The organism is Microlunatus parietis (assembly GCF_013407955.1).
Taxonomy (GTDB): Bacteria; Actinomycetota; Actinomycetes; order Propionibacteriales; family Propionibacteriaceae; genus Microlunatus; species Microlunatus parietis.
This window is the reverse complement of the sequence record NZ_JACCBU010000001.1, coordinates 3,361,275-3,384,221: the sequence shown is the minus strand read 5'-3', so window position 1 is coordinate 3,384,221 and position 22,947 is coordinate 3,361,275. Positions and strand designations below refer to the sequence as shown.

Annotated in this window: 20 protein-coding genes and 1 riboswitch; of the genes, 11 read left to right on the top strand and 9 right to left on the bottom strand. The window is 70.6% G+C overall.

Features of this window, described 5'->3' with window-relative positions; all coding sequences use genetic code 11:
- Positions 1 to 136 precede the first annotated feature (136 nt).
- Both metE and BKA15_RS16320 read right to left on the bottom strand, forming a co-directional pair.
- Positions 137 to 2,446: a 5-methyltetrahydropteroyltriglutamate--homocysteine S-methyltransferase gene (gene metE, locus BKA15_RS16325; RefSeq protein ID WP_179752477.1), complete on the bottom strand. Its 2,310-nt coding sequence runs from the start codon at positions 2,444 to 2,446 to the stop codon at positions 137 to 139.
- Positions 2,447 to 2,571: 125 nt separating this feature from the next.
- Positions 2,572 to 2,748, bottom strand: a riboswitch (cobalamin riboswitch).
- 44 nt (positions 2,749 to 2,792) lie between these two features.
- Positions 2,793 to 3,488: an EcsC family protein gene (locus BKA15_RS16320; protein ID WP_179752475.1), complete on the bottom strand. Its 696-nt coding sequence runs from the start codon at positions 3,486 to 3,488 to the stop codon at positions 2,793 to 2,795.
- Positions 3,489 to 3,576: 88 nt separating this feature from the next.
- On the opposite strand from BKA15_RS16320, the gene aat reads away from it, so the two are divergent.
- The 4 genes from aat to BKA15_RS16300 all read left to right on the top strand — a co-directional run bounded on the left by aat (position 3,577) and on the right by BKA15_RS16300 (position 6,164).
- Positions 3,577 to 4,326, top strand: a complete 750-nt coding sequence (gene aat / locus BKA15_RS16315) for a leucyl/phenylalanyl-tRNA--protein transferase (protein WP_179752473.1) — start codon at positions 3,577 to 3,579, stop codon at positions 4,324 to 4,326.
- Positions 4,323 to 4,823, top strand: a complete 501-nt coding sequence (locus BKA15_RS16310) for a hypothetical protein (RefSeq protein WP_179752471.1) — start codon at positions 4,323 to 4,325, stop codon at positions 4,821 to 4,823. The genes aat and BKA15_RS16310 overlap by 4 nt, the downstream gene beginning before the upstream one ends.
- A 106-nt stretch (positions 4,824 to 4,929) precedes the next feature.
- Positions 4,930 to 5,790, top strand: a complete 861-nt coding sequence (locus tag BKA15_RS16305; protein WP_179752469.1) for an Fpg/Nei family DNA glycosylase — start codon at positions 4,930 to 4,932, stop codon at positions 5,788 to 5,790.
- The gene (locus BKA15_RS16300; protein WP_246322358.1) at positions 5,787 to 6,164 is read left to right on the top strand and encodes a rhodanese-like domain-containing protein; all 378 of its coding nucleotides are present in this window, start codon (positions 5,787 to 5,789) and stop codon (positions 6,162 to 6,164) included. The genes BKA15_RS16305 and BKA15_RS16300 overlap by 4 nt, the downstream gene beginning before the upstream one ends.
- A gap of 216 nt (positions 6,165 to 6,380) precedes the next feature.
- On the opposite strand, the gene BKA15_RS16295 is transcribed toward BKA15_RS16300, so the two are convergent.
- Entirely contained in the window at positions 6,381 to 7,319 is a 939-nt protein-coding gene (locus tag BKA15_RS16295) for a phage baseplate protein (protein ID WP_179752467.1), read from the bottom strand.
- 92 nt (positions 7,320 to 7,411) lie between these two features.
- Positions 7,412 to 8,032 carry a LysE/ArgO family amino acid transporter gene (locus tag BKA15_RS16290; protein WP_312879066.1) on the bottom strand — a complete coding sequence of 207 codons (621 nt, stop codon included), beginning with the start codon at positions 8,030 to 8,032 and terminating at the stop codon, positions 7,412 to 7,414.
- A gap of 79 nt (positions 8,033 to 8,111) precedes the next feature.
- Between BKA15_RS16290 and BKA15_RS16285 the strand changes: the two genes are divergently transcribed.
- Both BKA15_RS16285 and BKA15_RS16280 read left to right on the top strand, forming a co-directional pair.
- The gene (locus tag BKA15_RS16285; RefSeq protein WP_179752465.1) at positions 8,112 to 9,008 is read left to right on the top strand and encodes an ArgP/LysG family DNA-binding transcriptional regulator; all 897 of its coding nucleotides are present in this window, start codon (positions 8,112 to 8,114) and stop codon (positions 9,006 to 9,008) included.
- Between the two features lie 98 nt (positions 9,009 to 9,106).
- Positions 9,107 to 9,925 carry a glycerophosphodiester phosphodiesterase gene (locus BKA15_RS16280; RefSeq protein WP_179752463.1) on the top strand — a complete coding sequence of 273 codons (819 nt, stop codon included), beginning with the start codon at positions 9,107 to 9,109 and terminating at the stop codon, positions 9,923 to 9,925.
- A gap of 518 nt (positions 9,926 to 10,443) precedes the next feature.
- Here BKA15_RS16280 and BKA15_RS16275 read toward each other — a convergent pair.
- A complete protein-coding gene (locus BKA15_RS16275) occupies positions 10,444 to 11,646 on the bottom strand; it encodes an arginine deiminase (protein WP_179752461.1) in 1,203 nt (400 codons plus the stop codon).
- A 77-nt stretch (positions 11,647 to 11,723) separates the two neighbouring features.
- Here BKA15_RS16275 and BKA15_RS16270 point away from each other — a divergent pair, with 77 nt between their 5' ends.
- A complete protein-coding gene (locus BKA15_RS16270) occupies positions 11,724 to 12,491 on the top strand; it encodes a glycosyltransferase family protein (protein WP_179752459.1) in 768 nt (255 codons plus the stop codon).
- Positions 12,488 to 14,098 (top strand): MptA/MptB family glycosyltransferase, encoded by a 1,611-nt coding sequence (locus tag BKA15_RS16265; protein WP_179752457.1) that lies wholly within the window; start codon positions 12,488 to 12,490, stop codon positions 14,096 to 14,098. The genes BKA15_RS16270 and BKA15_RS16265 overlap by 4 nt, the downstream gene beginning before the upstream one ends.
- Positions 14,099 to 14,227: 129 nt before the next feature.
- On the opposite strand, the gene BKA15_RS16260 is transcribed toward BKA15_RS16265, so the two are convergent.
- Genes BKA15_RS16260 through BKA15_RS16250 form a run of 3 tightly spaced genes read right to left on the bottom strand, consistent with a single transcriptional unit; the run spans position 14,228 to position 17,699 of the window.
- Entirely contained in the window at positions 14,228 to 16,375 is a 2,148-nt protein-coding gene (locus BKA15_RS16260; RefSeq protein WP_179752454.1) for a YhgE/Pip domain-containing protein, read from the bottom strand.
- A gap of 2 nt (positions 16,376 to 16,377) precedes the next feature.
- Positions 16,378 to 17,088 (bottom strand): ATP-binding cassette domain-containing protein, encoded by a 711-nt coding sequence (locus BKA15_RS16255; protein ID WP_179752452.1) that lies wholly within the window; start codon positions 17,086 to 17,088, stop codon positions 16,378 to 16,380.
- Entirely contained in the window at positions 17,085 to 17,699 is a 615-nt protein-coding gene (locus BKA15_RS16250) for a TetR/AcrR family transcriptional regulator (RefSeq protein ID WP_179752451.1), read from the bottom strand. Before BKA15_RS16250 ends, BKA15_RS16255 begins: the two co-directional genes overlap by 4 nt.
- Positions 17,700 to 17,984: 285 nt before the next feature.
- On the opposite strand from BKA15_RS16250, the gene pheA reads away from it, so the two are divergent.
- The gene (gene pheA / locus BKA15_RS16245; RefSeq protein WP_179752449.1) at positions 17,985 to 18,908 is read left to right on the top strand and encodes a prephenate dehydratase; all 924 of its coding nucleotides are present in this window, start codon (positions 17,985 to 17,987) and stop codon (positions 18,906 to 18,908) included.
- Positions 18,909 to 18,942: 34 nt separating this feature from the next.
- Entirely contained in the window at positions 18,943 to 19,824 is an 882-nt protein-coding gene (locus BKA15_RS16240) for a DUF2510 domain-containing protein (RefSeq protein ID WP_218871373.1), read from the top strand.
- Here BKA15_RS16240 and BKA15_RS16235 read toward each other — a convergent pair.
- On the bottom strand, positions 19,805 to 21,514 hold the full coding sequence (locus BKA15_RS16235) for a bifunctional phosphatase PAP2/diacylglycerol kinase family protein (RefSeq protein ID WP_179752447.1): 1,710 nt from the start codon (positions 21,512 to 21,514) through the stop codon (positions 19,805 to 19,807). The two genes, BKA15_RS16240 and BKA15_RS16235, sit on opposite strands and share 20 nt — an antisense overlap.
- A gap of 104 nt (positions 21,515 to 21,618) precedes the next feature.
- Between BKA15_RS16235 and serS the strand changes: the two genes are divergently transcribed.
- Positions 21,619 to 22,899 (top strand): serine--tRNA ligase, encoded by a 1,281-nt coding sequence (gene serS, locus BKA15_RS16230; protein ID WP_179752445.1) that lies wholly within the window; start codon positions 21,619 to 21,621, stop codon positions 22,897 to 22,899.
- Positions 22,900 to 22,947: the final 48 nt, after the last annotated feature.

Here is a 22,947-nt window from a genome sequence, read left to right as displayed (position 1 = left end):
CCCGATCGACAGTGTCGATTATGCGCAGGATCCCGCCGCAGCGGGCGCAATCGGGGTCATCGAGCGCGGCGTGTCCTGAGCCCGTCGAGGGGTCCGGCCGATCGGACCTCGCCCTTCGACAGGCTCAGGGAGTCGATCAGCCGGCCGGGCTGAGTTCGGTACGGACCTGCTTCGCGGCCGCGACCAGGTGCCGCAGCGACTGCTCCACCTCGGCGTAGCCGCGGGTCTTCAGGCCGCAGTCCGGGTTGGCCCAGAGCCGTTCGGCGGGCAGCGTCTGCCCGGCCAGCCGCAGCGCCTCGATCATCTCCTCGACCGGCGGGACGCGCGGCGAGTGGATGTCCCAGACGCCCGGGCCGACCTCGCGCGGATAGCCGGCGTCGGACAGTTCGCCGACCACCTCCATCCGGGACCGGGCCGCCTCCAGGCTGATCACGTCGGCGTCCATCGCGACGATCGCGTCCACGATGTCGCCGAACTCGGCGTAACACATGTGGGTGTGGATCTGGGTCGCGTCGGCCACGCCGGCGGTGGTCAGCTGGAAAGCCGCGACGGCCCAGTCGAGGTAGGCCGGCCGGTCGGCCCGGCGCAGCGGCAGGGTCTCCCGCAATGCCGGCTCGTCCACCTGGATCACCCGGATCCCGGCATTCTCCAGGTCGGTCACCTCGTCCCGCAGCGCCAGGGCGACCTGGCGGGCGGTGTCGCCGAGCGGTTGATCATCCCGGACGAACGACCAGGCGAGCATGGTCACGGGCCCGGTCAGCATCCCCTTGACCGGACGGTCGGTCAGGCTCTGCGCGTACGAGGCCCAGTCCACCGTCATCGGCCGCGGCCGGGACACGTCGCCGACGATGATCGGCGGCCGCACGCACCGGGTGCCGTACGACTGGACCCAGCCGTTGCGGGTGCTGAGGAAGCCGACCAGCTGATCGGCGAAGTACTGCACCATGTCGTTGCGTTCCGGCTCGCCGTGCACCAGCACGTCGACGCCGAGCTCGGTCTGCAGCTTGATCACTTCGGCGATCTCGTCCCGCATCGCCCGGTCGTACGCGGCGTTGTCGATCTTCCTCGCCCGCAGGTCGGCCCGCGCCTGGCGCAGTGTCGTGGTCTGCGGGAACGAGCCGATCGTCGTGGTCGGGAACGCCGGCAGCTTGAGTTGATCATGCTGCGCCTGCGCCCGCACCGGGTACGCCGAGCGGCGCCGGAGTTGATCATCGGCGACGGTGGCCAGCCGCTCCCGTACCGCTTGATCACGGACGATCGGCGACGTCGCGCGGGAGGCCAGCCGGGTTGCGTTCACGGTCAGCTCGCCCGCGACCGCGTCCCGGCCCTCGTTCAGCGCCCGGGCCAGGATCGCCAGCTCCTCCAGCTTCTGGTCGGCGAACGCCAGCCAGCCGGCCACGGTCGGGTCCAAGTCCGGCTCGTCGGTGACGTCGATCGGCACGTGCAGCAGCGACGACGAGGACGACACGTCCAGCCGGTCCACCAGGCCGAGCAGGGTGCCGAGCTTGCCCAGCGCCGCGGCCAGGTCGGTGCGCCAGACGTTGCGTCCGTCGACCACGCCGGCGATCAGCCGCTTGCCGGCGAGGCCCGGCTGACCGGCAAGATCATCGAGGCTGGCCGCGCCCGGACCGACGAGATCGACGGCGAGACCCTCGACCGGCGTCGAGGCGAGCACAGGGGCCGCATCCCCGAGCCGGTCGAAGTAGCTGCCGACGATGATCTTGGGCCGGTTCGGCACCGCGGCCAGCGTCGCGTAGGCCTCCCGGAACCGGGCCAGGTCGGCCGGCTCGAGGTCGGTGACCAGCACCGGCTCGTCCAGCTGCACCCACTCCGCGCCGGCCTCGGCCAGCCGGCCGAGCAGCTCGACGTACACCGGAATCAGCTTGTCCAGCAGGGAGATCGGCGCGAAGTCCGGGTCGTCGGCCGCCTTGGCGAGCAGCAGGAACGTGACCGGACCGACCAGCACCGGCCGCGCCGCGACGCCCAGCTCGGCCGCCTCGGCGAGCTCGTCGATGATCTTGGTCGGGTCGAGCGAGAACTCGGTGCCGGCGGACAGCTCAGGCACCAGGTAGTGGTAGTTCGTGTCGAACCACTTGGTCATCTCCAGCGGCTGCACCCGGTCGTCGCCGCGGGCCATCGCGAAGTAGCGGTCCAGTCGCCCCGCGTCGGTCGTGGTGTCCGGCACCGCCTCGGCGTGGCGCGGCGGGATCGCACCGACCATCCAGGCGGTGTCCAGGACGTGGTCGTACAGCGAGAAATCGCCGACCGGCACCTCGCCGAGCCCGGCGTCGCGGAGCCGCTCCAGCCGCTGCCGGCGCAGCGTCGCCGCGGTCTCCAGCAGCCCGGCCGCGTCGACTCCTCCCTTCCAATAGCGTTCGATGGCGCGCTTCAGTTCGCGGCGCCGGCCCTGTCGCGGATAGCCGTGGGTCGTGGCAATCGAAGTCATCTTGAGAGAACTCTCCTTCGCGAGTCCTGCTGATCAGCCGGAGAGCGGGCAGCACCGGAAGAACTTCCGGCACGACCTTCCTCCGAGATCGTCACCTCCGCCAGGCGGGCGCCGGGCGGACGGCTGGCAGGTCTTCGGACTCGAGGGCATGGGTCGGTCGGACCCGCCTACCGGCCGCCGCTTCCCAGGCCGGAGCCCAGTGCTTGGTGACGACTTTCGTTCCCTGATACCGCTGCGGGGCAGTCCCGGATTCGCACCGGGTTCCCTTGTCCAGCCGCACCCATCACCCTATGCGCGGCACCCGGGTGGATGGGGCCTATCTCGCCGGCCGGATCCGCCGGGAGCTTCAGGCGCGGATGGCGCGGCGGCGGACCAGCTCCGTCTTGGCGTACTTGCCGATCTGGTGGGTCGCCATCCCGTCCATCACGGCGCCGACCCCGCCGCCGATCAGCGGAATCCGCTTGGTCACGAGCAGGGCGAGGTTGCGGCCGCCGACGGCGGCGAGCAGGCCGGACACGACGGCCTGGGCGACCGCGGCATCGAGATCGGGGTCGAAGACCGGGGCGGTGGCCACAGCCAGCGGCGACGTGGGGAACGTGCCCTCCGCGATCCGCTTGGCCACCTGCTCACCGCCGAGCAGACACATCAGCAGCGCGGTCCGGACCCGGGGATCGTCGAGGTCGTACCCGCGCAGGTGGGCGATCGCGGCCACCATCCGGACCTGGACCACGGCGACGCCGGTCAGGTTCGCGGGCAGTGCGACCGGCAGCGTGGCCAGCCCGCCGATGTTGGTGACAAAGCCCTGCGCCGAGCCCAGCATGATGTGCGACTCGATCACCGACTCGATCGCGTCGTCGACGTACCCAGCGCACTTGGTCAGGTGCTTGCCGGCGGCATGCTTGGCGCTCGGCAGCCGGCCGATGCCGTCGATCGCCGCCTCGACGACCCGGCGCAGCACGCCGCCCGCCGCCTGCGGACCCTGGGTCCGGATCGGTTCGAGCGTGCGTGCGATGTTGCGACCGAACTCTTGTGCAGACGGCATCCGACCTCCCGGGCCACGAAATCACCACCAGCGTACGTGCCCGGGGGTGACGGCGCGTCACTCGCGCCCGGGCGGCACAATCGGGGGCATGCAGCCGTCGCCGTTCGGCCCGCCGGCGGACTGGCCGGACGAGGACCTGATCGGGTACTCGCACGGGTTCGACCTGGGGCTGGTCGTCGCGGGCTATCGCACCGGCGTGTTCCCGATGCCGATCGGCCGCGGCACCATGGGCTGGTTCTCCCCGGTCCGGCGCGGGGTGCTGCCGCTGGACGGGCTGCGGGTCAGCCGGTCGCTGCGCAAGACGCTCAAGCGGTACGAGATCCGGGTGGACACCGCCTTCGACGCCGTCCTGGACCGCTGCGCCGACCCGCGCCGCGAGGGGTCCTGGATCAACGGCGAGATCCGGGCGGTCTACACCGAACTGCACCGGGCCGGCGTGGTCCACTCGGTCGAGGCCTGGACCTCCGACGACCGGCTGGCCGGCGGCCTCTATGGGGTCGGGCTCGGCGGGCTGTTCGCCGGGGAGTCGATGTTCCACGACGCCGAGATCGGCCGGGACGCCTCCAAGGCCGCGCTGGTCGGGCTGGTCGAGTTGCTCCGCGCGGGCGGCCCGGCGGACCGGCTGCTGGACGTGCAATGGCAGACCGACCACCTCGCCACGCTCGGCGTGATCGAGCTCGATCGGGCCGACTATCTGGCCCGGCTGCCCGCGGCGCTCCGAGCGGAACCGCCGGCCTGGCGCACCGGAGTGCTCGCCGCCGGGCACCCGCCGCCCGGCCGAGCCGGTGACGGACTAACATCCGGCCAGTGCAGGACGAGCGGAAGACTGTCCGGTTGAACCGGTTCTGGTCCGGCCAGGTCGAGCCCTTCGACGTGCTGCTGGTCGTGTTCGCGGCCGCCGCCGTCGCCGGGATCGTGACCTGCATCGGCGTCGCGATCTGGCTTCAGCCGACCCAGCCGGCGATCTCGGGCGCGGTCGCGATGATGGCCGTCGTCCTGGTCATCGCGTTGGCCGGCATCGGCTGGCTCGGCGTCCGCGGCCGTACCGTCCAGGTGGGCCTGGGCCGGGCCGGGGTGCTGCTCGGCACCGGTGAGTCGCAGCGCGTCATCCCGTGGACCGACGTGGCCAGGATCGTGGTCGAGGACTCCGACGGCAACGGCAAGTTCCTGCCGGTACGGATCCAGCTGAGCGACATGGCTGCCGAGCTGGACGACCCGATCGTGAGCCGGATGTTCGGCGGCGACGGGCTGGCGCTGTCCCCGATGGGCGGCCTGCCGGCGCACCGGCTGGACCGGGTGGCGACCTGGGCCGAACACCGCCTCGAACTGGCCTGACCAATCCGCCGACCGGTCACAACAGCAGCGGTTTTGGCGGCGTGTCGCCGCACAAGTGACCGGTCGATCGGAGAATTGGCGGCGTCCCGGCGCATAGATTGGTGTCATGCCGGAGATGCCTGAGGTCGAGTCCCTCGTACGGTTCCTGCGGCCGGTCTGCATCGGCCGGACCATCGCCCGGGTGGACCTGGTCGCGTTCAGCGCCCTGAAGACGTACGACCCGCCGCTGACCGCCCTGGCCGGGCTCGAGATCGACGGCGTCGAGCGGCACGGCAAGTTCATCGACCTGTCCGCGCAGGGGCTGCACCTGGTGTTCCACCTGGCCCGGGCGGGCTGGCTGCGCTGGAAGGACGAGGTCTCGGACAAGCCGCCGCCGCGCAAGGGCCCGCTGGCGTTGCGGTTCCGGCTGGACGACGGCTCCGGGTTCGAACTGACCGAGGCCGGCACCCAGCGCAAGCTCGCCGTCTACGTCACCGCGGACCCGTCGACCATTCCGCACGTGGCGACGCTGGGTCCGGACCCGCTGTCGGACGCCTTCGACGCCGCCGTCTTCGCCGACCTGCTGCAGCAGGCCGGCCGGGCCCAGTTGAAGGGCGTGCTGCGGGACCAGAAGATCATCGCCGGGATCGGCAACGCCTACTCCGACGAGATCCTGCACGTCGCCAGGCTGAGCCCGTTCAAGGGCGCCAACACGCTCACCGACAAGGAACGGGACCGGCTGTTCGCGGCGATCAAGGAGGAGCTCGCGGGCGCGATCGAGCGGGCCGAGGGGCTGGCCGCGAAGGATCTCAAGGGGGAGAAGAAGGCGGGCTTGCGGGTGCACGGCCGCAAGGGCGAGACCTGTCCGGTCTGCGGCGACACCATCGCCGAGGTGTCCTTCCACGACTCGTCACTGCAGTACTGCCCGACCTGCCAGACCGGCGGCAAGAAGCTCGCCGACCGCCGGCTGTCGAAGCTGCTCAAATGAGAGCCCACCTGGCGGCCCTCCGGTCCATGATCAAGTTCCTGTTTGCCCGGACGAAGGGTGATCATGGGCGGGTGGATGTGATCGAGATCGGACCGGACCAGGTGGAGCAGCACGTACGGGACGGCTGGACCCTGCTGGACGTACGGACCGATGGCGAATGGGCCGACGGCCGGATCGAGGGCGCCGTGCACCTGCCGCTGGACCAGTTGATCGCCCGGCAGGACGAGGTGCCGGACCGGGTGGTCTGCGTCTGCGCGGTCGGCGCCCGGTCGGCCCAGGCGGCGAGCTACCTGGCCGCGCAGGGCCGAGAGACGGTCAACCTGGCGGGCGGCGTCTACGCCTGGCAGTCCTCCGGCCGTTCCCTGACCCGCTAGGAGGCACGGCTGCCGCCGCGCCGAGCCTCGGCTCACCGGTCGTTCACCACCCGACCCTTGATCACCCCGGGAGCCGCGGACTCCACCGAGCGCCGGGGTCGATCCAGACGGTCGCGCCCCCGTCGCCTCGGGCCGTTTGACGCGAAAGCTCCACGGTTCGAGCGCTGGACGGCCCTGAAGCGCTTTATCGGTTGAACCGTGGAGGAATAACGACAGCTAGAGGTAGAAGAGGTTAGACCGGCGCGCGCCCGCTGCACCGGAGGCGAACCCGAAGTAGAGCCGCGGGGCCCCGGAGCCGAAGCCGCCGACGGCCATCCCCTCCGGTTCGCGATAGACCAGGTCCGCGCCCGCGTGGGTGAGCACCCGCTCGGCCAGTTCGCCGGTACGGGTATCGATGCGGGACAGGTAGGCGTTGCCGGGCGGCGGGTTGGTGTCGCCGTACGCGGTGCCGTCCAGCGTGTAGATGTCGCTGCCGTACAGCGCATAGCCCTGGAACACGCCGAGCCCCGGCGGTTGCGCGACGTCGGCGATCCGGTCGGGCGCACCGCCGGCGGCGACGTCGGCCAGCCGGAAGATCGCGATCCGCTTGCCCGCACTGGTGTGGTAGCGGACCGCCATCCGGCCGGCGTCGTGGTCGATCGCGCAGGTGGTCTCCAACGCCTCGGGCACCGGCCGGAACGTGGTGGCCCGTGGATCGTCCCGGCTGAGCGTCGCGCCGTTCTCCCAGGCGAAGCGCTTGAGGACGGTGCCGTAACCGTTCGCGTTCGCCTCGCCCTCGGTCCACAGGTAGGTGCCGCCGCGGAAGGCCTGGGCCGCGAACGAGACGGCGTGCCCGTAGCCGAGCAGCACCATCGCGCCGAGCAGCCGCCCGCGCCGGTCCACCTCGCTGACGTGCAGGTCGCCGGCGACACCGGGGGAGCCGGCCTTCAACTGGGCGACGAACAGCCGGTCGTTCTCCGGATCGAAGGTGAACGACTGCTGGACCGTCGCCGAGGCGAGCGTTGCGCCCGTATAGAGCGCCCGAGCGCGCGCCGACAGGTCGAACGTACGGGTTCCGGCCGAGGCGGTTCGGCTGCTGGCCCAGCCGGCGGTGGCCAGGCCGGCGACTCCGGCGGTGCCGAGCAGTTTGCGTCGAGTCCACGTCGCTGATGCCATTCCGAGCTCCTTCGGCGCAGGCCAGATTAACAATCAGGATGTGAAAGCTAACACTCTGAAGTCGGTTGATTCACAGTTTGCATGGCTGTGTCTCAGTCGGTGGCGAGGCCCGAGACGATCAAGGAACCGGCCAGCCCGACCATGATCACCGCGATCACGCCGTCGAGCAGACGCCAGGTCAGCGGCCGGGCGAACACGGGCCGGAGCAGCCGGCCGGCGAACGCCAAAGTCAGGAACCAGAGCACGCTGGCGACGATCGCCCCGGCGCCGAACACCCAGCGGCCGCTCGGCCCGTGCGTGTTGGCCACGGTGCCGAGCAGCAGCACGGTGTCCAGGTAGACGTGCGGGTTCAGCCAGGTCAGGGCCAGCGCGGTGATGATCACGCGGGTCGCCGAGGTCGAGCCGCCGGTCGCTGCGTCGAGCGTCTGCTGCGGTCCCAGGGCCCGGCGCGCGGCCAGGATCCCGTACCCGATCAGGAAGGCGGCGCCGCACCAGCGCAGCACCTCGATGATCATCGGAGCCTGCCGGACGATCACGCCGATGCCGCTGATCCCGAGCAAGATCAACAGCACGTCGGAGGCGATACAGATCGCCGCCACGACGCCGGCCCGTTCGCGGCTGATCGCCTGTCTGAGCAGGTACGAGTTCTGCGCCCCGATCGCGACGATCAGGGACAGGCCCATGCCGAATCCGGTGGCTGCGGTGTGGATCACCCGGCCGAATCTAGGTTCCGGCGGGCTGTCGTACCAGCTAAAGATTCTGACGAATCATCAGCATTGCTAATGTCGAGGTATGCAGGTCCAGTTCGATCAGCTGGCCACCTTCCTGGCCGTCCTGGAGGAGGGCACGTTCGACGCGGCCGCCCGCCGGCTGCAGGTGACGCCGTCGGCGGTGAGCCAGCGGGTCAAGGCGCTCGAGGTCGGCACCGGGCGAGTGCTGCTGCTGCGCAGCAAGCCGGTCCGGCCGACCGAGTCCGGCGAGGTGCTGGCCCGGCTGGCCCGGCAGACCGCCTTGCTGACCGAGGAGGCGGTGGCCGAGCTTGGCGGTCCGGCCGACCCCGGCCACGCGCAGTCGGCCGAGATCCCGATCGTGATCAACGCCGACTCGCTGGCCACCTGGGCGCTGCCGCCGCTGGCCCGGCTGGCCGACGAACACGGGCTGCGGTTCGACATCCACCGCGAGGACGAACAGCACTCCGTCGAACTGCTCCGGGCCGGTGCCGTGATGGCCGCGGTGACCGCGGTCGCCGAGCCGGTGCAGGGCTGCAGTGTCCGCCGGCTGGGCCGGCTGCGCTACCTGCTGGTGGCCAGTCCGTCCTTCGCCGAGCGCTGGCTGCCCGGCGGGCTGACCGTGGACAACCTGACCCGGGCGCCGGTGCTGGCGTTCGACCACAGGGACGACCTGCAGTTGCGCTATCTGCGCCGGCGGACCCGGCGCCGGCTCCGGCCGCCGCAGCACTTCGTACCGTCGTCGGCCGAGTTCGCCCGGGCGGTGACCCTGTCGATGGGCTGGGGCCTGCTGCCCGAGCCGGACGTCCGGCCGCTGCTCGCGGACGGCTCGGTGGTCCAGCCGGAGCCGAAGGCGTACGTGGACGTTGCGTTGTTCTGGCAACGGTGGCGGCTGCCCTCGCCGGCGCTGGACCTGGTCAGCGAGGCGATCGTCCAGGCGGCTTCGGTTGCGCTCCGGTGAACTGCGCGGTCGTACGATCCGGAAAGCTCCGTGACCATTCGTCCAACTCCGAGCCGGCTCGGTGAGCCGATCGGCTCCGGTGTGCCAGACTGATCGCCGTGATTTCACCGGTGCATGCGGCCCGGCCGCTATCCCACCAGCTCTTCGCCCACCGTGGATTCTCCGGCCGCCAGCCCGAAATGACGATCGCCGCGTATCGCGCCGCGATCGACTGGGCCGGCGAGACCGGCACCCGTCTCGGCCTCGAGTGCGACGTCCAGTTCAGCGCCGACGACCAGCTGATCTGCCTGCACGACAGCCGGGTCGACCGGACCGCCACCACGACCGGCATCGCCTTCGAGTTCACTGTCGCCGAACTCAAGGCGCTCGACTTCGGGTCCCGCCAGACGCAGAACCCGTCCGAGGAACAGCGCACCCTGATCACGCTCGCTGAACTGCTGGCCATGGTGGACGAGGCCCGGCAGCGCGACATCGACGTGACCCTGGCCATCGAGACCAAGCACCCGAATCCGCGCGGCCTGGACACCGAGGACCGGGTCGCCGACATGCTCGCCGACTACGGCTGGACCAAGGCCGGCGCGCCGGTCCGGATCATCAGCTTCTCGATGGAGGCGCTGCTCAAGGTCGGCCGGCTGCTGCCGGAGCTGGAGCGGACCTACCTGCAGCAGTTCGACTTCGGCGACTATGAGACCGGCCAGCTCCCGGACGGCATCGAGGCGTTCGGCCCCGACATCGCCATGCTCCGCGCCGATCCCGACTTCGTCGCCCGCGCCCACCAGCACGGCAAGCAGGTCCACCCGTGGACCCTGAACGAGCCGCACGACATCGACTTCGCCCTCTCCCTCGGCGTGGACGGCCTCACCACCGACTTCCCCGACCGAGCCCTGGACCGCCTGAACACCCCCGCCCGCGCCTGACCCGGCGGGAGGCCCGTTCGGTAGGCAGCCACGCGGTGCCCATCGCCCGGCCCGAGCGTCGAGTGTGACGTTACGGACCGAAGAAAACGGCGCGATTTCGGACGGTCGTAACGTCACACTCGACGATGTGACTGCTCGGGCGAGGAGGCGGCCCCCGGTGATGGGCCCACGGCCCACGCAGCTGCGCCGCTGATCGCTCGCACCGTGACGTCCTCGCCGGGGATTTGGCCGCGCTGGATTGCCGTGCACCAGGTTCTCCGCCCCCTGTAGTCCTGGACCGCGGATCGCCCTCGCCTTACGCGCCCGGAACCCCACCGCCCGCGTCCGACTTGGCCAACGCTCGTCGTGGCCGGATCGTCCGGCGCGATCTTCCACCCGAGCCCTGGCCGCTGGCCCGCCCGCAACTTCCCCACATTTCTTGTCGCTTTACCAGAGAAGTAACTTGCGGGAAGTGCCAGTTTTTCACGTTACGTGAAAAACTTGTGGCCAGAGTGACGACCGGGGAAACCGGCCCAGGGTCAGTCGCGGAGGATGGGGCAGGACATGCAGCGGGGGCCGCCTCGGCCGGAGCCGAGTTCGGAGCCGGCCAGGGTGATCACCTCGATGCCGGCGGCCTCCAGTCGGGCGTTGGTCTCGACGTTGCGTTCGTACGCGACGGCGACCCGGGGCTCGATGGCCAGGGTGTTGTTGCCGTCGTCCCATTGTTCGCGTTCCGCGGTGACCGGATCCAGGCCGGTTGCGATCACCCGCAGTCGGTCGATCCCCATCGCCGTCGCCGCGGCCTCGAGGAACGGCGCTCGCTCCCCGATGATCAACTCGCGGCCCTCGCCGGGCCGGACCGGGATCGCGGACAGTCGGTCGGCCACGTTGGGATACATGACGACGGCGTCGACGTCGACCATGGTGCAGATGGTGTCCAGGTGCATGGTCGCTCGGTTCTGGTCGATCGGTACGACCAGCAGTTGCTCGGCCAGACCATGATCGAAAACGGTCCGGGCGAACCGTTCGGCGCCGGCCGGCGTGGTCCGTTCGCCGACGCCGACCGCGAGCACTCCGGGCGCCAGGGCCAGCACGTCGCCACCCTCGAGATGCTCCCGGGCCCACCCGTGCAGCCGCGGCACGGACTCGAACCGCGGGTGGAACGCGTAGATCAACTCGGTCAGCTGGGTCTCCCGCTGCCGGGCCGGCATGGCCAGCGAGGTGATCGCCACCCGGTCGCCGACCCAGACGCTGGAATCCCTGGTGAACAAGAGATTCGGCAGCGGATCGATCAGGAAGTCCTCGGCCGCCAGCAGCGACGAGACCAGCCCGGTGGAGCGCAGTTCGTCGTTGCGCAGCCCGGCGATCAGCACACCGGACAATTCCTCCGGCCCGAGCTGGACGAGTTGATCACGCAGCTGACGGCGAAGTTGATCACCGAGCCGGAGATCGGTCAGCACGCCGTCGATGGCGTCGGCGGCCGCGGTCGGCTGGGCCAGCGTCTCGATCAGCAACTGTTCCAGGTGCAGCACCTCGACGCCCCGGGCCCGCAGTACCGCGGCGAAGGCGTCGTGCTCGTCCCGGGCCCGGCTCACCCACGGGATGCCGTCGAAGAGCAGGGCGTCGTTGTTCCGTGGGGTCAGCCGCCGCAGTTCCGGCCCCGGCCGATGCAGCAGTACGGTGCGCAGCCGGCCCACCTCGGACCGTACGCCGACCGGGCGCTGATCAACGTTCTCGGCCATAGCGCCCGACCCTACCCCCGACCCGCGCGCCGGATACGAACGCGCGGCGACCAGCAGGAAACCACTAACCTTGCCCTGTGACTTCCCGGACACCGATCGCGTGCGTGATCTGGGCCAAGGACGCGCAGCGGCAGGTGGCCGACGTCGTCCGGGCCGCCGCAGCGCTGCCGGGAATCGACCCGGTGATCGTCTGCGACGACGGCAGCGCCGACGAGACGGCCAAGTACGCCGGCGCCGCCGGCGCGATCGTGGTCACCCACAAACGGGCCCGCGGCTGGGCCGTCGCGATGGAGTCCGCGGTCAACGCGCTCGGCATCCTGGAGCAGCGCGACCGCCGGTCCGAAGCCGCCTCGCTGTTGCTGCTCTCGGCGACCGGCGCCCAACCCGCCGACCTGGCCCCGCTGATCGAGCCGGTCCGCGCCGGCCGGGCCGACCTGACGATCGCCGTACCCACAACGGAGGCGGCTACGGATCCGGGTCTTCCGGAAGCAGCCGCGATCCGCGGCATCGCCGAACTGACCGGCTGGACGCCGCGGGCCCCGCTCGCCGTCGAACGCTGCCTGACCCGGCGCGCGTTCGAGCTGACCAGCCCGCTCGCCGCCGGCTGGGGCGGTGCGGTGAGCATGCTCGTCGACGTTCGGCGGGCCGGACTGACCGTCGAGGAGGTCGAACTGGATCGGCCTCGCCGGGAGTCCTCGCTCGATCTGACCGAGCGGTTCGACCGAGCCGTCCAGCTGGCCGAGGTGACCAGGGCTCTGGCCGCCCGCGGCCTGGTGCAGGCCGGGCTGTCCGAGTTCAAGGAGTCCGGCGGTATCCAAGGAATACTGAAGCGGTTCAAGCGATGACCCGAGCGACCACGAAACCGGCGGGATCGAAACCTGCCGGGCCGACCGGCTACGTCCCCGATGCCTGGCACCGTGATCACCGGATCGCGTTGGCCATGATCATCGGCGCGACCGCGCTGACCTTGATCACCGGCTTCCTCGGCCCGTCCGCGGTCACCCTCACTCTCGGTGCCCGGGCCAGCCTGCTGCCGCCGTGGTATCTGCCGGACGGCAGCCCGGAACCCAACGAGTGGGTCGTTTCCACGATGATCTGGGCGGTGATCATCGTCGGCGGGGTCGGCCTGACCATCGCCCTGCGCGCGCTGTCCCGCGGCTGGCGACCCGATCACCGCAAGATCTTCGGGCTCGGCGCCGGGCTCAGCCTGTCCACGATCTTGGTGCCGCCGATGACTTCGGCCGACATCTTGATGTACGCGGCGTACGGCAGGCTGCAGGTGACCGGGCACAACCCGTACGACACGACCCCGGCGGAGGTCTTCCGAACCGTCTACGACCCGGTGCTGCACCAGATCGAACCGCCCTGGTGGGACGTGGTCAGTGTCTACGGCCCGATCACCTCCTGGACCCAGTGGGCCGCCAACATCATGGGCGGCGAGAACCTGCACGACATCGTGTTCTGGCTGCAGGTGTTCGTGGTGGTGCCGTTCCTGCTCGCCGGTGCCGGCATGGTGGTGCTGGCCCACGGTGACAAGACCCGGCAGGCCCGCACCGCGCTGCTCACGGTGGCCAATCCGCTGCTGATCTGGGCGGTCGTGGCCAGCGGCCACAACGAGGCGATGTCGGTGATGTTCGCGGTCGGCGGGCTGCTGCTGATGCGGAAGAGCCCGTTCGGCGCCGGGATCGGGATCGGCCTGGCCGGCTGCGCGAAGCTGAGCATCGGGCTGTGGGGCATCGCCATGCTGTGGGCGTACCGGAAGGAACCGAAGAAGGCGCTGCTGCTCTGCGTCGGCGCCGCGATCCCGATGGCGCTCAGTTACGTGGTCTGGCAGCCGACCGCCCTGATCCGGGTGCTGAACAACACGACGTACGTCTCGGTCGGGTCCTGGCCGGATCTGCTGTTCCGGCTGTTCGGCCTGTTCCCGGGGCCGCCGGGGATCAAGAAGCTGGCGCTGAACCTGGTCTGCTACGCGCTGATGATCTTGGTGGTCTGGCTGCTGTCCCGGGTGCTGCCGTGGACCGCCGCGCCCGGCCTGGACCGGGACGCCAACCCGCGCGCCGATCCGCTCACCGTCGCGTTACGGACGTCGGTGCTGCTCGCCGTGGCCTGGCTGGCCACCTCGACCTACACCCTGTCCTGGTACGACCTGATCGCCTGGATGCCACTCGCGGTGCTGGCGCCGAGCAAGCTCGACCTGTTGATGATCTTGCGCGGCGTGCCGCTGTCGCTCGCGTTCGTACCGGGGCGTGATCTGCCGATGGGACCCGAACTCGACTTCGTCGCCACCCGGGTCCGGGAGAACGTGTCCCCGGTGATCCAGTTGTTGATCTTGATCGCGATCATCCTGTGGGCGATCCGGCGGGCAAGACCGGGATCGCTGTCGTGGCTCGACCGCTTCGTCGGCGCGCCCCGGTACAGTCGTGTGTCGCGGCTGAAGCGCGGCGTCTGACGACGCCTGGGCACGCACCTCGCGTCGTTCGACTTCGGTCGCGTTACGACCCGGTAGCCCTCCCTCGGCGGCCTGGCGATGCACGCACCCAGACGCCGCCAGACACCACGCTTCAACCGCGACACACGACTATGGCGAGACCAGCGGCGGGTGCAGGTCCCGCATCGAGAACCGCTGCCGCCGCAGTACGGTCAGCGCACACAGTCCCAGCGCCAGAACGGCCACCGCCGCCAGCACGATGACGTCCCGGATCAGGTGACTCGCCTCGCCGCCGGAGATGGTGATCCGGAACGCGTCGATCAGGTACGTCATCGGCATGTACGGCGCGATCGCGGCGAAGAACCCGGGCAGCACCGGCGACGGATAGGTGCCGCCGGCCGACGTCAGTTGCAAGATCAACCAGACCAGCAGGAGTGACGAGCCGGGCGTGCCGAGCGCGGTCCGGAGCAGGTGGGCGATCGCGGAGAAACAGATCGCGGCGAGGGTGACCAGGCCGAGGAAAGGCCACGGCTGTACGGGATCCAGGCCGAGCGCGAGCCACACCACGCCCACCATCAACCAGCCGCCGACCACGGCGATCGCGCCGATCGGCAGCCAGCCGGCCAGCGCGTGCCGGAGCGGGCTGCCGCGGCCGGCCAGGGCCCGCGCGGTGATCGGCCGGACCACCAGGAACACCGAGATCCCGAACACCCACAGGGCGATCGCGAAGAACATCGGGGCCAGCCCGCGGCCGTAGTAGGTGGCCGGGTTGTCCACCCGCATGGTCACGTCGGCCGGCGACGACAGCACCTGGATCGCCTCGTCCTGCTCGCCGGGTGAATAGACCGGGATCCGGTCGGCGCCCTTCTTGAGTTGATCATGAAGCTTCCCGGCTCCGCCCTGCAGGTCGCTGAGCCCGCCGGTCAGGTCGGTCAGGCCCTGGTGCAGCGTGCCGAGGCCCTTGGTCAGGTCGCCGGTCCCGGTGGCCAGCCGGTCCGCTCCGGTGGCGGCGTCGGCGATTCCGCCCGCCAGGGTGTGGGCGCCGGAGTTCGCCTTGACGAGGCCGCGGTTGAGCTCCAGGGCCCCGTCCTCGACCTGGTGGGCGCCGTCGTTGAGCTTGATCAGATCGCTCCGGGCCGATGTCAGCCGCTCGCTCGCCGTGGTGTCCTCGGCCACCCGGCGGTTGATCGCGGCGATCCGTTCGGCGCTGTCGGTGGCCCGGCCGGCCAGCCGCTCGGTCCGGGCGCCGGCCTGCTCCAGCCGCGCGGTGAGGGCCAGGAAGTTCTTGTCCTCGGCCAGTTCCGGGTGGTCGGCCCGAAGTTGATCAAGGGCGACGCCGGCCTGGTCGAGGTCGTCACTGATCGACTTCTCGTTCCCGGCGAGTCCGGCGGCAAGATCATCCAGCGGCTCGGTCGCGGCCTGGGCATCTCGCTGCACCTGGGTGAGCACCTTCTGCACCCCGTCCAGGACCGGCAGCAGCCGGTCGTTCAACTGCTGGGTACCGTCGGCGACCTGACCGGCGCCGTCGGCCAGGTCGGCCGAGCCCGACTCGAGTTGATCAAGGCCCCGGTCCAGGTCGGCCGAACCCCGTTGAGCCGACTTCAGTCCGGTGGCGAGCTGGCCGGCCCCGGCGTTCAGCTTCGCGGCACCGGACTCGGCGTCGGCGGAGCCCCGCTCCAACTTGCCCGCTCCGGTGCCGGCGGACTTGGCACCGTCAGCGAGTTTGCCCGACCCGTCCGAGGCCTGCACCATGCCGGACCGGATCGTGGCCAGGTTCGCGAACACGGCGTCGAAGTAGCTGGCCACCGCTGACTCGTCGACGGCGCGGGCGATCGTGTTCTGCGCGCTGTTGGTGATGCTGCCGATCACGAACCCGTTGGCGTCGTTGCGCCGGAGCATGATCACCGCGCGCCGCGGGTCGTCGCCGGCACCGCTGATCAGGTTCGCCGAGAAGTCCGGCGGCACCACGACCGCGAGGTAGTAGTCGCCCTCGCGCAGCCCGCGCTCCGCCTCCGCCTGGTCCACGTCCCGGAAGTCGAACGTCGCCTTCTCGTGCATGCTATCGATGAAGTCTTTCCCGGCGGCCACCTTCTCTTTGTTGTACGTGACCGGGCGGTCGTTGTTGACCAGGGCGACCGGAAGGTGATCGAGTCGTCCGTACGGGTCCCAGTTGGCGGTCAGGTAGATCGCCCCGTACAACAGCGGGACGATCAGCACGAAGATCAACGCGATCTTGGGCAGCGGGCCGCGGAACCGGCGCAGCTCCAGCCGGGCCAGTCCGGTGATCGGGAACGGCATGATCAGTCCTCTTCTTCCGCAGCATCGGGGCGGGTCAGCGGGATCAGTGTGGTCCCGGCCGGCGCCGCGTCGGCGTGTACGGTGCTCGCCACCACCGTCGTGAAGTCCGAGCCCTGATCGTCCAGCGAGCACAGCCCGGCCAGCACCGACAGCAGCTCGGCCTGCTCGGCCGGGTCGAGGCCGCGGTCGGCGTCGTCGAAGATGACCAGGTCGGCGGCCCGTACCGTCGCCAGCAGGGCGGTCAGAACCGCCCGGTCCAGCGCGGGCAGCCGGCCGATCAGGGCGCCGTCGTCGAGTTGGAGCCCGTACTCGCGGGCGGACCGGTGGATGATCATGGCGGCCGACCGCGGCGCGACGTCGTCGATCAACGCGCGCTCGGTGATCGCCTCGCCGACCGTGTGCTGCGGCTCCAGATCGATCATGGTGTCGATCCGCGCCACCGACGAGATCCGGCGCACCGCCCGGGACTCCCGGGCCGCGTCCCGGCCGCCGATCCGCAGTGCGCCGGTCCAGCCGCGCATCCGGCCGGCCAGCGTGAGCAGCAACGCGGACCGACCGGACCCGGACGGCCCGGCGACCAAGGCCAGCCCGCCCTGCGGCACGCGGAACCGAAGATCACGAAAGACCGGCCCCTCCCTGGTGATCAAGGACAGCAGCTGCGCGTCGATGAACGCATCCGGCTCCTGCTCCGGCACCGTCTCGGCGGCGGTCACCGGAGCACCTTGATCAACAACTCGGCCAGGCACCGCTCGATCCGGTCCCGGTCGGTGACGCGAGGTGCGGCGGCGTGCTCCAGGGCCAACGAGGTCGCCGTCGTGAGGATCAGGTACGCCGCGACGGCATGATCGAAATCACCGGGCAGCCCGATCGCGTCCCCGTGCTCCCGCAGCTGCCCGGCCAGCCCGTCCAGCTGCCGGGCGGACAATTCGGCGTAGGTCCGGGCGACCTCCGGATCGCGGACCGCGAGCAGCCGGAACTCGCCGAGCGCGGTGGCCCAGCCCGGCGCCTCGGTCAGCCGGACCGCCAGCTCCCGGGCCACCTCGGCCAGGATCTCCTCCCGCGGCCGGCCGGACCTGATCAACTCGGACCGGCCCAGCGCAAACCCGGCGATCGCCTCGAACCGCTCCGACCAGACCGCACTGAACAAGCCCGGCTTGCCGCCGAAATTGGAGTAGACGGCGCCCTTGGTGAACCCCGCCGCGGTGGCGATGTCGATCACCTTCACCCCGGCGTACCCGTCCCGCAGGAACGCCGCCGCCGCATGCTCCAGCACCCGGTCCCGCACCTCGCGGCGCGGCGGCCTGGCGCGCACCTCCGCTGCCATCGGATCTCCCTTCCGCAGTCTCGATACCCAGGGTATCGACTCGGGATGGAGATGGCCAAGTCGAGAGGGATGGGTCCGCTGATGGCCAACCGGCGAGGCACGCCCTGGACAGCCGAGCCCGTCTTCCCCACACTTCTTGTCGCTTTACGCGAGAAGTAACTCGCGGGAAGTGCCAGTTTTTCACGTTACGTGAAAAACTTGTGGCCAGAGTGACGACCGGGACGGGCAGGGCTGGCAGAGGCTGACGAAGGGGCCGGGCCGATCGGCCGCCGGTAGGGTGTGGCCGTGTCCGAGCTCCCGTACGGCTACTTCGGCCCGGAGGGGACCTTCACCCATCAGGCCCTGCTGACCCTGCCGCTGCCGGCGGCGGCGCCGATTCCGTACCCGACGGTGCCGAGCACCCTGGAGGCGGTCCGCGAGGGAAAGATAGCGGCCGGGCTGGTGCCGATCGAGAACTCGGTCGAGGGCGGGGTCAGCGCGACGCTGGACAACCTCTGCTACGGCGACCCGCTGGTGATCACCCGCGAGGTGCTGCTGCCGGTCAGCTTCGACCTGTTCGTCCGGCCGGGCACCGCGCTCGCCGACGTCCGCCGGGTGATCACCCACCCGCACGCCGCGGCCCAGTGCCGGGGTTGGCTGGCCCGGGAGCTGCCGCTGGCCGAGCTGACCGAGGACGGGTCGACGGCGGCGGCCGCGGCCGAGGTCGCCCGCCCCGATTCTCCGTACGACGCCGCGATCTGCGCCCGGGTCGCCGGCGAGCTGCACGGCCTGACCTCGGTCGCGACCGGGATCGGCGAGAACCCGGACGCGGTCACCCGGTTCGTGCTGGTCAGCCGGCCGGGCCCGATCGCGCCGCCGACCGGCGCGGACAAGACGACGATGGTGCTGTTCATGCGGCACGACCACCCGGGCGCGCTGCTGGAGCTGCTGGAGCAGTTCGCCAGCCGCGGCGTGAACCTGTGCCGGATCGAGTCGCGGCCGACCAAGAAGAGCATCGGCGACTACTGCTTCTCGGTCGACGCCGAAGGACACATCGACGACGCGCGGGTCGCCGAGGCATTGATGGGCCTGCACCGGATCTCCGCCCGGGTGGTCTTCCTGGGCAGCTATCCGCGGGCCGACGGGGTGCAGCCGGTGGTACGCGGCGGCACCTCCAACGACGCTTACCGCGAGGCGGCCGACTGGCTCGAGCGGCTCCGGCGGTCATGACATCCCTGATCCCGACACCCCTATCCTTGGTGCCGTGACGGACCGGCCAGGATGGTATGCCGACCCCAGCGGCAACCCGGATACCTACCGCTGGTGGGACGGTACGAACTGGACGCGTTGGCTGAGCGACGACCAGCGCGCCCCGGCTCCGACGACCGAAGAGACCGCCGACCTGCTGGCCGGCGACGCCTACGCCGAGGCCGGTCACGACCAGCCGGAGATCCGGTTGCCGTTCGCGGTCGGGATCACGATCGGCGTGGTCATCCTCGCCGTGGTCCTGCTCGGGATCACCGTGTCGATCACGAGCGACCGGCTGCCCACCGGCCCGGCGATCGACCCGCCGCCGCGGAGGGAGCAGGCGGCCGTCGTGCTCTACGACCAGACGGTGCCCGGCTACGTCGCCGGCAAGGTCAGGATGAATCTGCCGGGAGCCCCGTACAACTGCTCCGACTATCTCGGCCAGCTGCGCAGCGGCGGCGACCAGGGCTTCACCTGCGACATCGTGGTGCACGAGGAATTCACCGACGGCCGCAACTGGATGGCCGACACCGGCTTCGGCATGGTGCCCGCGGAACTGGTGGTCAAGGACGACCTCAAGGAGACCTGTCGCAAGGTGCTCGGTCAGCTCGGCCTGCACGGGTACGAGAACGTGAAGTTGATCAACCCGAAGTTCAAGGCCGAGCCGCTGGCCGGCATCACCGATCCGCCGGACGAGGCGATGAAGGTCTCCGGCACGGTGGGCTTCCGGGTGCCGGGCCTGCCCTCCACCAGCTCCACGATCACGTTCGTGGTGATCAAGCTCGCCGACTCGGGCCAGCACGTGGTCTTCTACACCGACTATCCGAACGACGCGCCCAAGGAGGTCGTCGCCGCCAGCGACGCCGCGCTGAAGTCCCTCACCGCTCGCTCTCGCTGAGCACCTGCTGCTTCGGTACGGGATCCGACTCTTCCCCCTCCGGTACGGGAGCGGCCGCGGCCGCCATGATCGCCGGTCGGGCCGTGGCTGCGGCGGCAGCGGGCCAGATCCCGCGCGGCGAGCGCAGCAGCAAGGCACCGGGCAGCACCTCCGCGATCAGCTGGTTGCACTCGCCCTCGGTGTCCCCGTCGAGCTGGTAGCGGTCCCGTTCCTCGACCGTGATCGTCACCCGGCGGCCGGTGATCCGGTCGAGTTGATCATCAGTACGGCGCTGCCGGGTGAGCACCCGCGCGGTCAGCTTCACCCAGTCGCCGATCCCGCGCGGCGAGGCGATCAGCACGTCCAGCAGCCCGTCGTCCGGCGCGGCGTCCGGGATCAGCGGGATGTTGGCCTGCAGGAACCCGACGTTGCCGATCACCAGCACGTGCGCCCGCCGGCGCAGCGGCGGATCGTCGTCGACCTGGATCGTCGCGTGCAGCGCGGGATGGCCGGCGTTCTTCGCCGCCGACACGAAATAGGCGGCCGAGCCGACCGCCTTCTTCAGGTCCGGGTTGGTGGCCTCCATGATCACCGCGTCGATGCCGATGCCCGCCATGACGGCGAAATGATCAACGGTCCGGTTGTCGACGGTGAGCTTGACCAGGTCGATCGGCCGGTCGGCGCCGTCCAGCGCGACCTGCAGCGCCTCGTCCTCGTCCAACGGGATCCCGACGTTCTTGGCCAGCAGGTTGCCGGTGCCGGCCGGGATCAGGCCGAACGGGATGCCGGAGTTGGCCAGCCCGGCGCAGATCACCCGGATCGTCCCGTCGCCGCCGGCGCCGAGCACCAGGTCGACCCGCTCCTCGACGGCCCGCGCGGTCTGCGCCCGGCCGGGGTCGGACTGGGTCGTCTCCAGCCACAGCGTGTCCTGCCAGCCGCGGTTGGTCAGCTCGTAGTGCACCCGGCGCCGGAACACCTCCCAGTTGGTCACCTTGGCCGGGTTGTAGATCACCGCGCAGCGCCGGGCCCGCCCCGGCTCGGCCGGCCGCCGGATCCGGACGATCTCCGTCACCAGGTCGTGCGGGGCCGGGATCGCGACCCCCGCGATCATCAGCGCCAGCCGGGCCGCCAGGGCGCCGTACAGCATCCCGCCGATGATGTCGGAGATGTAGTGCGCGGACAGCAGCCAGCGGTCGACACCGACGATCAGCACCACGACGGCACCGCCGAGCAGCCAGCCGAACTTGGTCGCGATCCGCTCCCGGGTCACCAGCAGGGTGGCGCCGATGCCGACCGAGAAGGCGACGATCGCGACCGCATGCGAGGAAGGGTACGAGAGCCCACCGGCGGTGATCAGCGGCAGTGCTTCCTCGGGTCGCGGCCGGGCCAGCCAGAGCTTGAGCAGGTACGCCCCGCCCCAGCCCAGGATCACGGTCAGCGCCAGCGCGAGCGCCAGCTGCCGGAGCCGCTGCCGGACCGCCCAGACGGCGATGCCCAGCAGGATCGCGTACGGGATGCCGGGCCAGGTCAGGATCGCGATCGCGGACGCGATCTGGGCCACCGGCGAGATCAGTTCCAGGGGCGGCGCCGCCATCCGCCGGTCGAACGCGGCGATCGGCGGCCAATAGCGGACCAGTGCCGTCCAGACCACGAACGCGACGAGGATGCTCGCGGTGATCGCGGAGGAAGAGGCGGAAGGCGGCCGACGCACGCGCCCATAATCGCCGACCCGTCAAGAATGCGTGCAGTCGACGCGTCCTCGACGCGGCGGTAAACGACCTGCTTCCCGCCGGGCGGCCCGGCTAGGCTGGCCGCATGCTCGATCCCAAACTGCTTCGTCAGGACCCAGACCGGATTCGTACCTCGCAACGTGCCCGAGGCGAGTCCGAGTCCCTGGTCGACGACGCGGTACGGGCTGACGAGGACCGCCGGGCCGCCATCGCCGAGTTCGAGGCGCTCCGGGCCGAGCAGAAGGACCTGGGCAAGCGGATCCCGAAGGCGACCGGCGACGAGAAGGCCGAACTGCTGGCCCGGACCAAGGAGCTGGCCGAGGCGGTCAAGAAGGCCGACGCCGCGGCGACCGAGGCCGAGAACCGGTACGGCACCGTGATGGCCCAGTTCGGCAACCTGGTCGCCGACGGCGTACCGGCCGGCGGCGAGGACGACTACGTCGTGCTGGAGACCCACGGCACCCCGCGGGACTTCGCGGCCGAGGGCTTCGAGCCGCGCGATCATGTCGAGCTCGGCTCGCTGCTCGGCGCGATCGACCTGGAGCGCGGCGCCAAGGTGTCGGGCTCGCGGTTCTACTACCTGACCGGCCAGGGCGCCGAACTCGAACTGGCCCTGGTCAACCACGCGGTCGCCTCGGCGACCAGGAACGGTTTCACGCTGGTGATCCCGCCGTCGCTGGTCAAGCCGGAGGCGATGGAGGGCACCGGGTTCCTCGGCCAGGCCGCGCAGGACGTGTACCGGCTGGAGGCCGACGACCTCTATCTCGTGGGCACGTCGGAGGTGCCGCTGGCGGCCTATCACGCCGGCGAGATCCTGGACGCCGACAAGCTGCCGCTGCGCTACGCCGGGTACAGCCCGAGCTTCCGCCGCGAGGCCGGGTCGCACGGCAAGGACACCCGGGGCATCTTCCGGGTGCACTGGTTCGACAAGGTCGAGATGTTCAGCTTCTGCGCCCCGGCCGACGCCGCCGAGGAGCACCAGCGGATGCTGCAGTGGGAGCGGGAGTTCATCGAGTCGCTGGAGATCCCGTACCAGGTGCTGGAGCTGGCCGCCGGTGATCTTGGTCTGAGCGCCTCGCGGAAGTACGACTGCTACGCCTGGGTGCCCAGCCAGCAGCGCTACCGGGAGATCACCTCGACCTCGAACTGCACCGAGTTCCAGGCCCGCCGGCTCAACATCAGGGCCCGGTTCGCCGACGGCACCGGCCCGGTCGCGACGCTGAACGGCACCCTGTGCGCGATGACCCGGGTGATCATCATGATCTTGGAGAACCATCAGCAGCAGGACGGTTCGGTACGGATCCCGGCGGCCTTGCAGCCCTACCTGGGTGGCCGTACGGAATTCACCCCGGTGCGGGCCGGATAGCCGGTGAAGTCCAGGTTCCTCTCGTCGCTGTGGCGGCGCGACCGGCGT

What these genes read in the sequence shown, in the direction of transcription:
- metE (WP_179752477.1), bottom strand. Translation starts at nt 2,446, where the DNA reads ATGACTTCGATTGCCACGACCCACGGCTATCCGCGACAGGGCCGGCGC.
- BKA15_RS16320 (WP_179752475.1), bottom strand. Translation starts at nt 3,488, where the DNA reads ATGCCGTCTGCACAAGAGTTCGGTCGCAACATCGCACGCACGCTCGAA.
- aat (WP_179752473.1), top strand. Translation starts at nt 3,577, where the DNA reads ATGCAGCCGTCGCCGTTCGGCCCGCCGGCGGACTGGCCGGACGAGGAC.
- BKA15_RS16305 (WP_179752469.1), top strand. Translation starts at nt 4,930, where the DNA reads ATGCCGGAGATGCCTGAGGTCGAGTCCCTCGTACGGTTCCTGCGGCCG.
- BKA15_RS16300 (WP_246322358.1), top strand. Translation starts at nt 5,787, where the DNA reads ATGAGAGCCCACCTGGCGGCCCTCCGGTCCATGATCAAGTTCCTGTTT.
- BKA15_RS16295 (WP_179752467.1), bottom strand. Translation starts at nt 7,319, where the DNA reads ATGGCATCAGCGACGTGGACTCGACGCAAACTGCTCGGCACCGCCGGA.
- BKA15_RS16285 (WP_179752465.1), top strand. Translation starts at nt 8,112, where the DNA reads ATGCAGGTCCAGTTCGATCAGCTGGCCACCTTCCTGGCCGTCCTGGAG.
- BKA15_RS16275 (WP_179752461.1), bottom strand. Translation starts at nt 11,646, where the DNA reads ATGGCCGAGAACGTTGATCAGCGCCCGGTCGGCGTACGGTCCGAGGTG.
- BKA15_RS16265 (WP_179752457.1), top strand. Translation starts at nt 12,488, where the DNA reads ATGACCCGAGCGACCACGAAACCGGCGGGATCGAAACCTGCCGGGCCG.
- BKA15_RS16260 (WP_179752454.1), bottom strand. Translation starts at nt 16,375, where the DNA reads ATGCCGTTCCCGATCACCGGACTGGCCCGGCTGGAGCTGCGCCGGTTC.
- BKA15_RS16250 (WP_179752451.1), bottom strand. Translation starts at nt 17,699, where the DNA reads ATGGCAGCGGAGGTGCGCGCCAGGCCGCCGCGCCGCGAGGTGCGGGAC.
- serS (WP_179752445.1), top strand. Translation starts at nt 21,619, where the DNA reads ATGCTCGATCCCAAACTGCTTCGTCAGGACCCAGACCGGATTCGTACC.